Raw genomic sequence first — 13,336 nt, 5'->3', positions numbered from 1 at the left:
TTAGAAGGCAGCAGTCTATAGCCTAGCATGAAAGGCTTGTCACCCCATGCACAACACAGGGTCAGAGAAATGAAAAGCCCCGTCCGGTCGGGCGGGGCTTTGGAAAACAGGGGCGGATAACCGGGATCAGTTGCCGCAGCGTTTTGCAGCTTCGTCCACCGCCGCCGTGAAACCCAACAGCGAGAACGTGTCTTCGGTCCGGGTGCCGCGACTGGAATAGGCCGTGACAACCGCCTTGGCCCCGCGTTTCATCGCGGCGACGATCTGCGCTTCCTCGCTGGGATTGGCCCAGGCTGTCTCGCGGTTCTGCGGGCTTCCCTCGGAATAAAGCTGATAGCTTTTCGTATCGATGGTCAGCGTGATCGCCTTGTTGCGGTCAAACGGGTAACCGCCAGCAAAGGAAACCTGCCCCTTCACCTGAGAGCCGGGGTGATAGCTGACAAACAGACGGATATCGCCGCGCTTTGCCGCCACAGCCCGCCCGTCACGGGTGTTGACCACTTTGGTGGGCGCGGACACGCTCCAGCAACCGGTGGGATTGTCCTCGACAAACACGCTCCAGTCGGTGTTGGCGGCAACCCGGTTGGTGCTTTCCTGCGCCACGGCGCCCGTTGCGGTGAAAATGGTGAGCACGGCGCCAGCCACAAAGGCGCTCCGCGCTGCTGCGATCATTCGTTTCATATCCTTACAGCCTCCAAGCTGTCTCTGCCTCGCGCCCCTGCAACGTCCCGGCCGTCTTTGGCGGCGTTCCATTCCATGCCATCACATTCAGGCGCATCTATCCCTACGCCGCGCAGTCTAACGTGAAAAATGACTGTTGTGAAAGCCCCGGAGCGGTAATATGCGGCGGAAAATTGCGCGCGCCCGCCATCACCGGATGGGCAAAGGATCAGAAAAGGAAAGACACATGCCCGCAATCACGCAAGATCCCGCCCGCCTTGTCGAGATATGGCGCGGCCCGTTCATGGAATCGCAACATCTGGGACATGCAGTGATCTGCAATACCGCAGGTGAGGTGGTGGAGAGCTGGGGGAATGCCGATGAGGTGATCTTGCCGCGCTCCTCGGCCAAGATGCTTCAGGCCCTGCCTCTGGTGGAAAGCGGGGCGGCGGATGCGGCGGGGCTGAACCCATCCCATCTGGCACTGGCCTGTGCCAGTCATGAAGGGGCGGCAATCCATACCGATCCGGTGGCCAAATGGCTGGCTGAAATGGGGCTCGGAGCCGGGGACCTCTGCTGCGGTCCGCAATTCCCCCGCGACAAGGCTGCGAAGAAGGACCTGATCTGCTCAGGGGATGCCGCCTGTAAAATCCACAATAACTGCTCTGGCAAACATGCGGGCTTCCTGACGCTTGCCCGCCACATGGGGGCGGATCTCAAGGATTACGTGGCCCATGATCACCCGGTGCAACAGGCTGCCAAACTGGCGTTTGAAGAGCTAACGGGCATGGACAGCCCCGGCTTTGGCATCGACGGCTGTTCGGCGCCCAACCATGCGACCACGCTGACCGGTATGGCCCGCGCCATGGCCGCGTTTGCTGGCGCGGTTGAGGGGCGTTCCGCGCGGGACACGGCCATGGTGCGGCTGCGCGAAGCAATGATGGCGCACCCGGATCTGGTTGCCGGAGAAGGGCGGGCCTGTACCGAATTGATGCGCGCCATGCCAGGTCAGGTTGCCGTGAAAACCGGGGCAGAAGCCTTTTTCATCGCCATCCTGCCGGGGCAGGGGCTTGGGGTTGCGCTCAAGATCAATGATGGCGCGACCCGCGCCTCCGAATGTGCCATCGCCGCAATCCTTGCCCGCCTTGGCGTGGCTGATCCGGCGGACCCGCTGGTGAAAAAGCGCCTGAACCCGCGGGTGCTGAACTTTGCCGGGCAGGACACAGGTGAGATCCGGCCGGCGGCAGAGCTTTGGGTGGGGTAGGCCCCCCTTCGGCCTGGGTGCTGCTGCGGCTTCAGAGGGTCACTTTGTGAAACATGTCTGATTTGCGCCGCTTCGCGTCGCGATGAGGGGCGCTGCCCCTCGCTCCCGCTCGCTGAGCGTGGGCTCACCCCGGGATATTTTGGGCAAGAGGAAAAGGCGGACCCATCGTCTTTTTTCTTGTTGGAAATATCCTGGGGTGAATTGGCGCAGCCAAGAGGGGCAAAGCCCCTGCCGAGCGGCGCGAGGTTTGCGTTAAATTCGGCGTGCGCGCTGTCACATCCATTCGCTGATCAGTTTGATGGCCATTGCGGAGGCTGCGATCACCAGCACCGGTTTGATCAGCCTTGCGCCGATCCGGCTGGCCAGTTGTGAGCCGAGCCAGGCGCCGGCCATTTGTGCCGCTCCCATCGCCAGTCCGAGCAGCCAGAGCGGCTGCAGCACCAGCAGGAACCCAACCAGCCCGCCGACATTCGACGCGAAATTCAGCAATTTCGTATGGGCGGTGGCGCGCAGGATGCCATAGCCGGCGAGGCCCACGAAACCCAGCATGAAAAACGCCCCGGTGCCGGGGCCGAGCAGCCCGTCATAGAAACCGATCAGGGGCACGAAGCTGATCGAAAACAGAAGGGGAGAGAGGCGTTCGTGTTTGTCCACATCGTCAAGCCCGGGCTTCAGCGCAAAGAACAGCGCCACGCCGATCAGCAGGACCGGCAGCCCCATGCGGATCACATCGGTGGGCAGCGAGGAGGCCATCAGCGCGCCAAGAACTGCGCCGGCAAAGGATAACAGGGCCGGGCGGATCTGGCGGCGCAGGGTCACATGGCCTGCGCGCGCATAGGTCACCGCAGCCATTCCGGCCCCGAACAGTCCCTGAACCTTGTTGGTCGCCAGTGCCGTCACTGGTGGCACCCCCGCCAAAAGCAATGCAGGCACGGTGATCAGCCCCCCGCCCCCTGCAATTGCATCGACGAAACCTGCAACGAAGGCGGCCCCAAGCAGGAGGGCAAACAGCTCGGCTGGCATCTCGATCATTTTCGTGTCCTGTCTCTTGCCACAACGGGGAACTCATGTCAGGTTCTGCCCGTTCTCAGGGCGGGGTGCAATTCCCCACCGGCGGTTAAAGCCCGCGAGCGGCCCGGTTCGGGTGACAGCAGATCCGGTGAAATTCCGGGGCCGACGGTGATAGTCCGGATGGAAGAGAGCGGGTAAGGGTGCGCCGGATCAGGCGTGCAGAGGGGCCTCGTGTGCCCTCCTTTCTTCGTTTGCGCCTTGGGTGACGTGTCTGATGAAGAAAGGAAACGCCATGACACACACCCGTTACGCATTCATCAAGGCCGCATGGCATGCGGATATTGTCGATCAGGCCTTGCTGGGATTTCAGGAAAAGATCCGTCCGGATCAGGTGGATGTTTTCACCGTGCCGGGCGCGTTCGAGATGCCCTTGCTGGCGAAAAAACTCGCCGCCTCAGGCCGGTATGGCGCGATTGCCGCCGCCGCGCTGGTGGTGGATGGGGGCATCTACCGACATGATTTTGTTGCAGCCTCTGTGGTGGATGGGCTGATGCAGGCGGGGTTGGAGACCGGGGTGCCGATCTTGTCAGTCTCGCTCACCCCGCATCATTTCCAGCCAACGGATCATCATATCGAGATCTACAAGGCGCATTTTGTGACCAAGGGGCGCGAGGCCGCAGAGGCGGCGCTTCAGATCACCGCGCTTCATGCAGAATTGTCGTGAAATAAGGGGGGGCGGGGGTTATGCCCCCGCAAACTCCTCCCGCGAATAGCCTTGGATATAGAGCAGCGCGGTCAGGTCGCCGTGGTTGATGCGGATGTCACATTCCGCCGCCACCGAAGGTTTCGCGTGCAGCGCCACGCCCGCGCCCGCCAGCCCCAACATCCCCAGATCATTGGCGCCATCCCCCACTGCCATCACATCGGCATGCTCCAGCCCAAGACGGGTGGAGATTTCCTTCAGCGCCTGCACCTTGGCTTCGCGGCCCAGAATGGGCAGGCCCACGGTGCCGGTCAGCGCGCCGTTTTCCACATGCAGCGTGTTGGCGCGGTTTTCGTCAAATCCCAGCGCGTCAGCCACATGGCCGGTAAACGCCGTGAACCCGCCGGACACCAGCGCTGCATAAGCGCCCTGTGCTTTCATGGTTGCCAGAAGGGCTTTGCCCCCCGGCATGAAAGTGATCCGCTTTTCAATCACATCGGCGATCACGCGTTCAGGCAGCCCTTTGAGCAGACCAACCCGTTCGGTCAGCGCGCCGTCGAAATCAAGTTCACCATTCATCGCCCGCGCGGTGATGTCCTTGACCCGCTCACCAACCCCTGCCTCATCTGCCAGTTCGTCGATGCATTCCTGCTGGATCATGGTGCTGTCCATATCCGCCAGCAGCATCTTCTTTTTCCGTCCCTGTGCGGGCAGCACAATCAGGTCCACACCCAGTTTCTGCAAATCCGCCCAGACGTCCCAGCGATTGCCGGGCATCTCGGCCAGCGTGAACTCGGCCGCCTCATCCGGGGCGAGCCAGCGGACATCGCCGCCGCCCCATGCGTTGCGCAGATTATCCACCAGCGCGGCGTCGAGAGTGCGGTTGGTCGGGGCGGTAAGGAGCGTGGCAATATACATGGAACGGCCTTTGATCAGCGGTGTCGGATGGCCACAGACATGCGGCGAATCTTAGTCCGACGACAAGAGGAAATTCGGCAAAAATGCCTGCGGTTTTCCAGAAACTCCGGTTTCGCGTTGCTCCGAAAGTTTCCGATAGTGGCATTTTACGCTGAAAATCGACCGATCAAAATTCAAAACCGACATTTTTTCGCTTGTGCAGCATTGGAAAGCGCCTTACCTCATGTCGTGGGACACCCTTCCCCAACGAAGGGCATTTATCTGGAAGGATAGCATCTATGGCTACTGAGCAACCGGCAAACCGCCCGGACACCAAACCTGTCGCCGTTCCGGCGAACCCGCGGTTTTCCTCTGGCCCCTGCGCCAAACCCCCCACATGGAATTTGGATGCTCTGTCGGACGCCGCCCTGGGCCGTTCGCACCGCGCCGCCATCGGCAAGGACAAGCTGAAAGCCGCGATTGAAGGCACCCGTGAGGTGCTGGGCATTCCCGCAGATTACAAGATCGGCATCGTGCCGGCGTCGGACACTGGTGCTGTGGAAATGGCTCTGTGGTCTTTGCTGGGCGCACGTGGGGTCGAGATGCTGGCCTGGGAAAGCTTTGGCTCGGGCTGGGTCACCGATGTGACCAAGCAGCTGAAGCTGGATGCTGTGACCAAAGTGGCCGACTATGGCCAACTGCCGGATCTGGCCTCGGTCGATTTTGCCAATGATGTTGTCTTTACCTGGAACGGCACCACCTCGGGTGTGCGGGTTCCGAACGGTGACTGGATCCCGGCGGACCGCGAAGGGCTGACCATCTGTGATGCCACTTCGGCGGCCTTTGCGATGGACCTGCCCTGGGACAAGCTGGATGTGACCACCTTTAGCTGGCAGAAAGTGCTGGGCGGCGAAGCGGCCCATGGCATTCTGATCCTGAGCCCGCGTGCCGTTGAGCGTCTGGAAAGCTATACCCCGGCCTGGCCGCTGCCGAAAATCTTCCGCCTGACCAAAGGTGGCAAGCTGATCGAGGGTATCTTTACTGGTGCTACGATCAACACGCCGTCGATGCTGGCCGTGGAAGATTACCTGTTTGCGCTCAACTGGGCGCGGTCTGTGGGGGGGCTGAAAGGTCTGATCGCCCGTGCGGATGCCAACACCGCCGAAGTGACGAAATTTGTCGAAGCCACCGACTGGATCGAGTTTCTGGCCGATGATCCGGCGACCCGGTCGAATACCTCGGTCTGCGTGAAGTTCAATGACGCGCGCATCACCGATGGGGCAACTTTCGCCAAGGCCGTTGCCAAACGTCTGGAAGCCGAAGGTGTGGCGCTGGATGTGGGCGCCTATCGTGACGCACCGGCCGGTCTGCGGATCTGGTGTGGTGGCACGGTTGAGACCTCCGACGTGGCGGCGCTGATGCCGTGGCTCGACTGGGCGTTCAACGCGGAAATCGCAGCCCTCTGATCCGGCACGGATCCTTCTCAAAGATGACCCGCAGGACCCTCGAAAAACTTTAAACTTTCGCCTCAGAGGCTGCAAAAAGTTTAAAGTTCTGGGTCCCGGCCCCTTACAAACTTTAAAGAATAGGAGCCCAGCACATGGCCCCCAAAGTTCTCGTATCCGACAAGCTGTCGGAAACCGCCGTTCAGATTTTCCGCGACCGTGGCATTGATGTGGATTTCATGCCCGAGCTTGGCAAGGACAAGGAAAAGCTGGCTGAAGTCATCGGTCAATATGATGGTCTGGCGATCCGCTCGGCCACCAAGGTGACCCCGACCATTCTGGAGGCTGCCACCAATCTGAAAGTGGTGGGCCGCGCCGGGATCGGTACGGATAATGTTGATAAAACAGCAGCTTCCAAGAAGGGCGTGATCGTGATGAACACGCCGTTCGGCAATATGATCACCACCGCTGAACATGCGATTGCAATGATGTTTGCGGTTGCGCGCCAGATCCCTGAGGCCTCTGCCTCGACCCATGCGGGCAAATGGGAAAAGTCGAAATTCATGGGGGTCGAGCTGACCAACAAGACGCTGGGCGTGATCGGTGCTGGCAATATCGGTGGCATCGTTTGCGACCGCGCGCTGGGTCTGAAGATGAAAGTCATCGCTTATGATCCCTTCCTTTCGGAAGAGAAAGCCGCGCAGATGGGTGTTGAAAAAGTTGAGCTGGAAGAGCTGCTGCCGCGCGCGGATTTCATCACTCTGCACGTGCCGCTTCTGGACGCGACCCGCAACATCCTGTCGCGTGAAGCCCTTGAAAAGACTAAGAAAGGTGTGCGGATCATCAACTGTGCCCGCGGTGGTCTGGTGGATGAAGCGGCGCTGGCTGACCTCTTGAAATCGGGTCATGTTGCAGGGGCGGCCTTTGACGTGTTTGCCGAAGAACCCGCCAAGGAGAACCCGCTCTTCAACCTGCCCAACGTGGTCTGCACCCCGCACCTTGGCGCGGCCACCACCGAAGCACAGGAAAACGTCGCCCTGCAAGTGGCCGAGCAGATGTCGGACTACCTGCTGACAGGTGCTGTGCAGAACGCGCTGAACATGCCGTCGGTGACGGCTGAAGAAGCCAAGGTCATGGGCCCGTGGATCAAGCTGGCCGAACATCTGGGTGCTTTTGTGGGCCAGATGACCGACGAGCCGATCAAGGCGGTGAACATCCTTTATGATGGTGTCGCCTCCGAGATGAACCTGAAGGCGCTGGACTGCGCGGTGATCGCAGGTCTGATGAAGCCGCAAACCCCTGATGTGAATATGGTTTCTGCCCCTGTCGTGGCGGCGGATCGCGGTATCAAAACCTCGACCACCACCCAGGCCAAGGGTGGGTCATTTGACGGCTACATCAAGGTGACCGTGGTGACGGAAAAGCGCGAACGTTCGATTGCGGGCACCGTGTTCTCGGATGGCAAGCCGCGCTTCATCCAGATCAAGGGCATCAATATCGACGCCGAGATCGGCAACCACATGCTCTACACCACCAATGACGATGTGCCTGGCATTATCGGGACGCTCGGGAAAACCATGGGCGAAAACGACGTGAATATCGCGAACTTTACTCTGGGTCGGAAAGACGCGGGGGGGGATGCGATCGCGCTTTTGTATGTGGACGCGCCGGTGCCTGCCGAAGTGCGGGCGGCCTTGAAAGACACCGGTTTGTTCAACTCGGTCACGCCGCTATCGTTTGACGTGTAAGGTGTTGAAATAGAAAGAAAGCCCCGGATGTTCTCCGGGGCTTTTTTGGTGCTTACTGCGTATCCAGCACGCCTGATTTGAACAGGGCCCCGGCTGCAGCGGCGCCCAAAACCGGGGCAAGGATGAACAGCCACAGCTGGCTGAGGGCATGTCCGCCCGCAAACAATGCCGGACCAAATGACCGCGCCGGGTTCACCGACACGCCGGTCACGTTGATCCCCACCAGATGGATCACGACGAGGGTCAGGCCGATGGCGATACCTGCAACGGCGCCGGGGGCGCCTGATCCGGTGGCGCCAAGGATCACAACGACAAACAGGAAGGTGGCGACCAGTTCGAATACAAAGGCGGACACCATGTTATATTCGCCCAGATAACCGGCACCCCAACCGTTCTGACCCAGCCCGGATGTGCCCACGTCAAACCCGCCCCCTTTACCGCTGGCGATGACAAACAGGATCGCAGCCCCCGCCACGGCCCCGGCCAACTGCGCAAGGATATAGGTCAGCGCCTTGGAGCTGGGAAGACGTCCAGCGATCACAGCCCCGATGGTCACGGCGGGGTTGATGTGACAGCCTGAGACATTGCCAATTCCATAGGCCATGCCGATCAGGGCCAGACCAAAGGCAAAGCTGATGCCGGTCAGCCCGATATCTCCGCCCGCAATCACGGCGGCGCCGCAGCCGAACAATACCAAGCTCATGGTGCCAATAAATTCTGCAACTGCTTGTTTCATATGGGGACTCCCTGTTACTAGAAACGCATTGGTGCCCATTTTGCGCAGTTCGCCCCGTCTGGTCGCGGGGAATTTGGAGGCGCAAACCACCCCAGACAGGAGCTGCCCATGACGCGCGTTTATGCCATTGGTGATATTCACGGCCATCTGGACAAGCTGATCGCGGCCCATGCGCTGATTGCAGAAGATCGCGCGCGTTGCGGGGACGCTGCCGCCCCTGTTGTTCATGTGGGGGATCTGGTGGATCGTGGCCCGGACAGTAAGGGCGTGATCCAATACCTGATCGACGGGCAGGCGCGGGGCGAGAGCTGGGTGGTGCTGAAGGGCAATCACGACCGGATGGCGGCCATGTTCCTGCGCGACTATCCGATGGTTGATCACATGCTGCTGTATGACCACAACTGGCTTCACCCTCGGATCGGCGGGGTAGAGACGCTGGCCAGTTATGGGGTTGAGGTGCCCGAGGGCATCCGCACCTATCAGCTGCACGCACAGGCGCTGGCCGCCGTGCCCCAAGCGCATCGCCGGTTTCTGGATACGCTGCCCTGCCTGCATCGCATAGACGATTTGTGTTTTGTTCATGCGGGCATCCGCCCCGGCGTGGCGCTGGAGGATCAGGTGGAAGATGATCTGACCTGGATCCGGCAGGAGTTCCACAATTCAGATGCCGATCACGGCCCGCTGATCGTGCACGGCCACACGCCGGTGGACGAGGTCACACATTACGGCAACCGCCTGAACATCGACACCGGCGCCGGACACGGCAAAGACATCGGCGTCGTCGTGATCGAGGGGCGCGAGGCGTGGGTTCTGTCGGGTGAGGGGCGCGAAGAGGTGGCGCGATAAGAGCCACTCTTCCCATTCTGACTATTCCTTAGCCGTTTTGGAGACTTGCCAGCGACCGAGGCCAAGATGGCGCCCTTTATATTCAGCGTGCATAGTTCGCTTTCAAAGCTTGGCTCACCAGTTTGACGATCAGGGACCTCCTATATTGACGGGGTTAATCTCCTCTCCTAATGGTTGATTTTAGTTTTATAAGTAACTCAAGTTCTTGAAAGGAAATCTTGGTGATTAAAAAGTTTTTGATTCTGGCGTCCTGTGCCGGGCTTTTGGCTGGGTGCGTTTCGGAAACGACCTCGGGGCCTGTTGACACAAAGGCGAGCTCGGCCCGTAGCGCAGGTATCCCGACAGGCAAGGCTCTTGAGGAGTTTGCGCCGCGTTTCAAAATTGGCATTGCGCAGCATGCCAACAAGGTGGCCGTAGCCCCAAGAACCGTCGAGGCGCGATTGGCGGCGTTTGCCCGGCAATGCATCGATGGGAAAACGATCAAGACCCAGCGGTACACGCAGATGGGCATGCCGTTCGGGGGACCCATGCTTCAGACCTACGGCGCGCGCATCTCAAATGAAGACGGCATCAAGCGCTTGATCATCTCGCAACAGCTTTCAGGTGCTGTACTGACCACCGCTGCGGGCAAAAAGGCAAATGTCCAGCTGTCGACGCAGATCCTGTCGGACGGTGCGGATGGTACATTGCTGAAAACCACCCGAAACAAGGCATTCTTCGATCTTTCAGATGCTGCGATTGAATGGGCAAAGGGGTCTTCCACCTCATGTCCCGGACTGTTTGCTGGCTAAGCGGTATCGGGACGGACCACCCCTTGGGTCGTGATCCAAATCTTGAACTAAAAAGCCCCGGTGTTTCCACCGGGGCTTTCTGTTTCAGAGAAAATGCTGATTAAGCGTCTTCGTCTTTTTTCTTTTTCGGCTCCGGAGCAACCTCTTCGCCGGTTTCCTGATCGACAACTTTCATCGACAGGCGCACCTTGCCGCGGTCGTCAAAGCCAAGCAGTTTGACTTTCACTTCCTGACCTTCTTTCAGAACGTCCGACGGGTGGTTCAGGCGGCGGTTTTCGATTTGCGATACGTGCACCAGGCCGTCGCGCTTGCCGAAGAAGTTCACGAAGGCGCCGAAATCGACGATCTTCACGACCTTACCGTTATAGATCGCACCTTCTTCCGGCTCTGCCACGATCGAGTGGATCATGTCATAGGCCTTCTGGATGGCGTCGCCATTCGGCGATGCGATCTTGATCACGCCATCGTCGTTGATGTCGACCTTGGCGCCCGACACTTCCACGATCTCGCGGATCACCTTACCGCCCGAGCCGATCACTTCACGGATCTTGTCGGTCGGGATGTTCATGGTCTCGATGCGCGGAGCGTGTGCCGAGAATTCCTGACGGCCTTCGGCCAGGGCTTTGCTCATCTCACCAAGGATGTGCATGCGGCCGTCCTTGGCTTGTGCCAGGGCTTTCTCCATGATCTCGGGCGTGATGCCTGCGACCTTGATGTCCATCTGCAGCGAGGTGATGCCGTTTTCGGTACCAGCCACCTTGAAGTCCATGTCACCCAGGTGATCTTCGTCACCCAGAATGTCGGTCAGAACAGCGTAAGACCCGTCATCTTCCAGGATCAGACCCATGGCCACACCAGCAACCGGAGCCTTCAGCGGAACAGCGGCGTCCATCATGGACAGCGAGCCACCACAGACCGACGCCATCGAGCTTGATCCGTTCGATTCGGTGATCTCGGACACCAGGCGGATGGTGTAGGGGAAGTCGGTGGCCGACGGCAGAACAGCCTGCAGCGCACGCCATGCCAGCTTGCCGTGACCGATTTCACGACGACCCGGAGGGCCAAAGCGGCCCACTTCACCAACCGAATACGGCGGGAAGTTATAGTGCAGCAGGAAGTTGGATTTATAGGTGCCGGTCAGCGCGTCGATCATCTGTTCGTCGTCGCCGGTGCCCAGGGTGGTCACAACCAGGCCTTGGGTCTCGCCGCGGGTGAAGAGCGCCGAACCGTGGGTGCGCGGCAGAATGCCAACCGAGCTGTCGATGGCACGGACAGTGTCCAGTGCGCGGCCGTCGATACGCTTGCCGGTTTTCACAACGTCACCACGCACAACAGCCGATTCCAGCTTCTTCAGAGCGGTGCCGAGGTTTGCGTCCTCTTGCTGCTCTTCGGATAGCGATGCGATGATCTCTTCCTTGGCGGCAGCAACTGCAGCAACGCGTTCCTGCTTGTCGGTGTTGCCGTATGCAGCGCGGATCTTGTCTTCGCCAGCGGCTTTAACAGCCTCATACAGCTCCGAATAGTCAGCAGGCTGGAAGTCAAACGGCTCTTTCGCGGCGTCTTCGGCCAGTTCGATGATCAGGTCGATCACCGGCTGGATCTGCTCGTGGGCGAACTTCACGGCACCCAGCATTTCGGCTTCCGACAGTTCGTAGGCTTCCGATTCCACCATCATCACGGCGTCTTTGGTGCCGGCCACAACAAGGTCCAGACGCTGGTCCGGGTTGTTGCGCAGATCGTGCATGTCGTCGCAGGTCGGGTTCAGGATGTATTCGCCATCCTCGAAACCAACGCGGCAAGCGCCAATCGGGCCCATGAACGGAGCGCCCGAAATGGTCAGAGCGGCCGAAGCTGCGATCATCGCAACCATGTCCGGGTCGTTAACCAGGTCGTGCGACAGCACGGTGCAGATCACCAGAACTTCGTTTTTGAAGCCGGGAACGAACAGCGGGCGGATCGGACGGTCGATCAGGCGCGAGGTCAGCGTCTCTTTCTCGGTCGGACGCGCTTCACGCTTGAAGAAGCCACCGGGGATCTTACCAGCGGCATAGTATTTCTCGTTATAGTGAACCGTCAGCGGGAAGAAGTCCTGACCGGGCTTCTGCTGGCGCGCGAAGGTCACGTTGGCCATGACAGAGGTCTCGCCCAGAGTGGCGATGACCGAACCGTCGGCCTGACGGGCAACCTTGCCCGTTTCCAGAGTGAGGGTTTCTTCGCCCCACTCCATCGATTTTTTAGTTACGTCAAACATCATGTTTTCCTAGTTGGAAGCACTCCCGGCCCTCCGGGTCTCCCGTTGAAATGGCGGCCCCATTGCCGCCGACCCCACTATCCTATTCGAGCGCCGGGGTCCGGGCGCAAGTCTCAGATGTTTGCGCCATACATGAAAAGGGGGCGCTTGGGAAGAGGGGGTGGTTTTGGCGCCAGATTGTTTCGTAATCTGTGCTGGATTTTGCGCGGGATTTCGGCAAGGGTGGCGGCAGATTGTTTAACACGTTCCAGAGCCTGCAAATGCTGCGTCCCCTTCTTTCTGTTTTTTTATTGTCCCTTGTCCTGAGCGCAGTCCTGAGCGCACCGATCGCGGCAGAGCCCGCAGCGCGCATTCTTGCCATCGGTGACAGCCTGATTGCGTGGAACGGGCCGGGGCAGAAATCCGTGGCGGATGTGATGGCGCAGGAATTGGGGGAACCGGTCAAAAGCCGTGCCGTATCAGGTGCACGGATCATCTATGGCCTGCCTATCACCGGGGCGCTGGGGATGCGGATTGCACGCCAGTTCAACCCGAAACAGCCGCGTGACTGGGTGGTGCTGTCAGGCGGCGGCAATGATCTGTGGTTCGGTTGCGGCTGCAACAAATGCGAGCGCCGGATGGGGCGGATGATTTCCGAAGACGGCCGCAGCGGCGCGGTGGTGGATCTGGTCACGAAAATTCGCAAGACCGGCGCGCGGGTGGTGATGCTGGGCTATCTGCGCAGCCCGGGTGTGAACTCGCCGATTGAAAGCTGCCGCGATGAGGGTGACGCCTATGAGGCACGTCTGGCGATGATGGCCAAGCGCCTCAAGGGGGTGCATTTCCTGTCCAACGCTGACCTTGTGCCCCATGGCGACAAGAGCTTCCATGCCTTTGACATGATCCACCCGTCGATCAAGGGCAGCCGCGCGATTGGCAAGCGGGTGGTGGAGTTGATCCGGCGTGAGGATAAGGGGCGCTAAATAGGGCGCTAACGCGAGGCGT

At 59.9% G+C, this 13,336-nt stretch carries 12 protein-coding genes and 1 riboswitch; of the genes, 7 read left to right on the top strand and 5 right to left on the bottom strand.

The features are described from left to right. Positions 1 to 126: 126 nt before the first annotated feature. Positions 127 to 672, bottom strand: a complete 546-nt coding sequence (locus AKJ29_RS17150) for an invasion associated locus B family protein (protein WP_055192760.1) — start codon at positions 670 to 672, stop codon at positions 127 to 129. Positions 673 to 907: 235 nt separating this feature from the next. On the opposite strand from AKJ29_RS17150, the gene AKJ29_RS17145 reads away from it, so the two are divergent. Continuing rightward, the gene (locus AKJ29_RS17145; protein WP_055192875.1) at positions 908 to 1,924 is read left to right on the top strand and encodes an asparaginase; all 1,017 of its coding nucleotides are present in this window, start codon (positions 908 to 910) and stop codon (positions 1,922 to 1,924) included. Between the two features lie 273 nt (positions 1,925 to 2,197). Here AKJ29_RS17145 and AKJ29_RS17140 read toward each other — a convergent pair whose 3' ends face one another. Further along, positions 2,198 to 2,956 (bottom strand): TSUP family transporter, encoded by a 759-nt coding sequence (locus AKJ29_RS17140; protein WP_055192759.1) that lies wholly within the window; start codon positions 2,954 to 2,956, stop codon positions 2,198 to 2,200. A gap of 47 nt (positions 2,957 to 3,003) precedes the next feature. Next, positions 3,004 to 3,131: riboswitch (FMN riboswitch) on the top strand. A gap of 96 nt (positions 3,132 to 3,227) precedes the next feature. Here AKJ29_RS17140 and AKJ29_RS17135 point away from each other — a divergent pair. Next, positions 3,228 to 3,659 carry a 6,7-dimethyl-8-ribityllumazine synthase gene (locus tag AKJ29_RS17135; protein WP_055192758.1) on the top strand — a complete coding sequence of 144 codons (432 nt, stop codon included), beginning with the start codon at positions 3,228 to 3,230 and terminating at the stop codon, positions 3,657 to 3,659. Between the two features lie 18 nt (positions 3,660 to 3,677). Here AKJ29_RS17135 and serB read toward each other — a convergent pair whose 3' ends face one another. Further along, on the bottom strand, positions 3,678 to 4,556 hold the full coding sequence (gene serB, locus AKJ29_RS17130; RefSeq protein ID WP_055192757.1) for a phosphoserine phosphatase SerB: 879 nt from the start codon (positions 4,554 to 4,556) through the stop codon (positions 3,678 to 3,680). A 278-nt stretch (positions 4,557 to 4,834) separates the two neighbouring features. On the opposite strand from serB, the gene AKJ29_RS17125 reads away from it, so the two are divergent. Both AKJ29_RS17125 and serA read left to right on the top strand, forming a co-directional pair. Next, on the top strand, positions 4,835 to 6,001 hold the full coding sequence (locus AKJ29_RS17125; RefSeq protein ID WP_055192756.1) for a phosphoserine transaminase: 1,167 nt from the start codon (positions 4,835 to 4,837) through the stop codon (positions 5,999 to 6,001). Positions 6,002 to 6,135: 134 nt separating this feature from the next. Continuing rightward, positions 6,136 to 7,728 carry a phosphoglycerate dehydrogenase gene (serA, locus tag AKJ29_RS17120; RefSeq protein WP_055192755.1) on the top strand — a complete coding sequence of 531 codons (1,593 nt, stop codon included), beginning with the start codon at positions 6,136 to 6,138 and terminating at the stop codon, positions 7,726 to 7,728. Between the two features lie 52 nt (positions 7,729 to 7,780). Here the strand turns inward: serA and AKJ29_RS17115 are convergent, their stop codons facing one another. Then, positions 7,781 to 8,464, bottom strand: a complete 684-nt coding sequence (locus tag AKJ29_RS17115) for an aquaporin (protein ID WP_055192874.1) — start codon at positions 8,462 to 8,464, stop codon at positions 7,781 to 7,783. A 108-nt stretch (positions 8,465 to 8,572) separates the two neighbouring features. Here AKJ29_RS17115 and AKJ29_RS17110 point away from each other — a divergent pair, with 108 nt between their 5' ends. Both AKJ29_RS17110 and AKJ29_RS17105 read left to right on the top strand, forming a co-directional pair. After that, the gene (locus tag AKJ29_RS17110) at positions 8,573 to 9,310 is read left to right on the top strand and encodes a metallophosphoesterase (protein WP_055192754.1); all 738 of its coding nucleotides are present in this window, start codon (positions 8,573 to 8,575) and stop codon (positions 9,308 to 9,310) included. A gap of 221 nt (positions 9,311 to 9,531) precedes the next feature. Continuing rightward, a complete protein-coding gene (locus AKJ29_RS17105) occupies positions 9,532 to 10,101 on the top strand; it encodes a hypothetical protein (RefSeq protein ID WP_139231335.1) in 570 nt (189 codons plus the stop codon). 100 nt (positions 10,102 to 10,201) lie between these two features. On the opposite strand, the gene pnp is transcribed toward AKJ29_RS17105, so the two are convergent. After that, positions 10,202 to 12,352, bottom strand: coding sequence for a polyribonucleotide nucleotidyltransferase (gene pnp, locus AKJ29_RS17100; protein ID WP_055192752.1), 2,151 nt, complete (start codon positions 12,350 to 12,352; stop codon positions 10,202 to 10,204). Positions 12,353 to 12,642: 290 nt separating this feature from the next. Between pnp and AKJ29_RS17095 the strand changes: the two genes are divergently transcribed. Beyond that, on the top strand, positions 12,643 to 13,314 hold the full coding sequence (locus tag AKJ29_RS17095; protein ID WP_235477703.1) for an SGNH/GDSL hydrolase family protein: 672 nt from the start codon (positions 12,643 to 12,645) through the stop codon (positions 13,312 to 13,314). Positions 13,315 to 13,336: the final 22 nt, after the last annotated feature.

It is taken from the genome of Aliiroseovarius crassostreae (genome assembly GCF_001307765.1).
Taxonomy (GTDB): domain Bacteria; phylum Pseudomonadota; class Alphaproteobacteria; order Rhodobacterales; family Rhodobacteraceae; genus Aliiroseovarius; species Aliiroseovarius crassostreae.
Note: the sequence above shows the minus strand (reverse complement) of the source record. Positions and strands in the feature narration are given on the sequence as shown.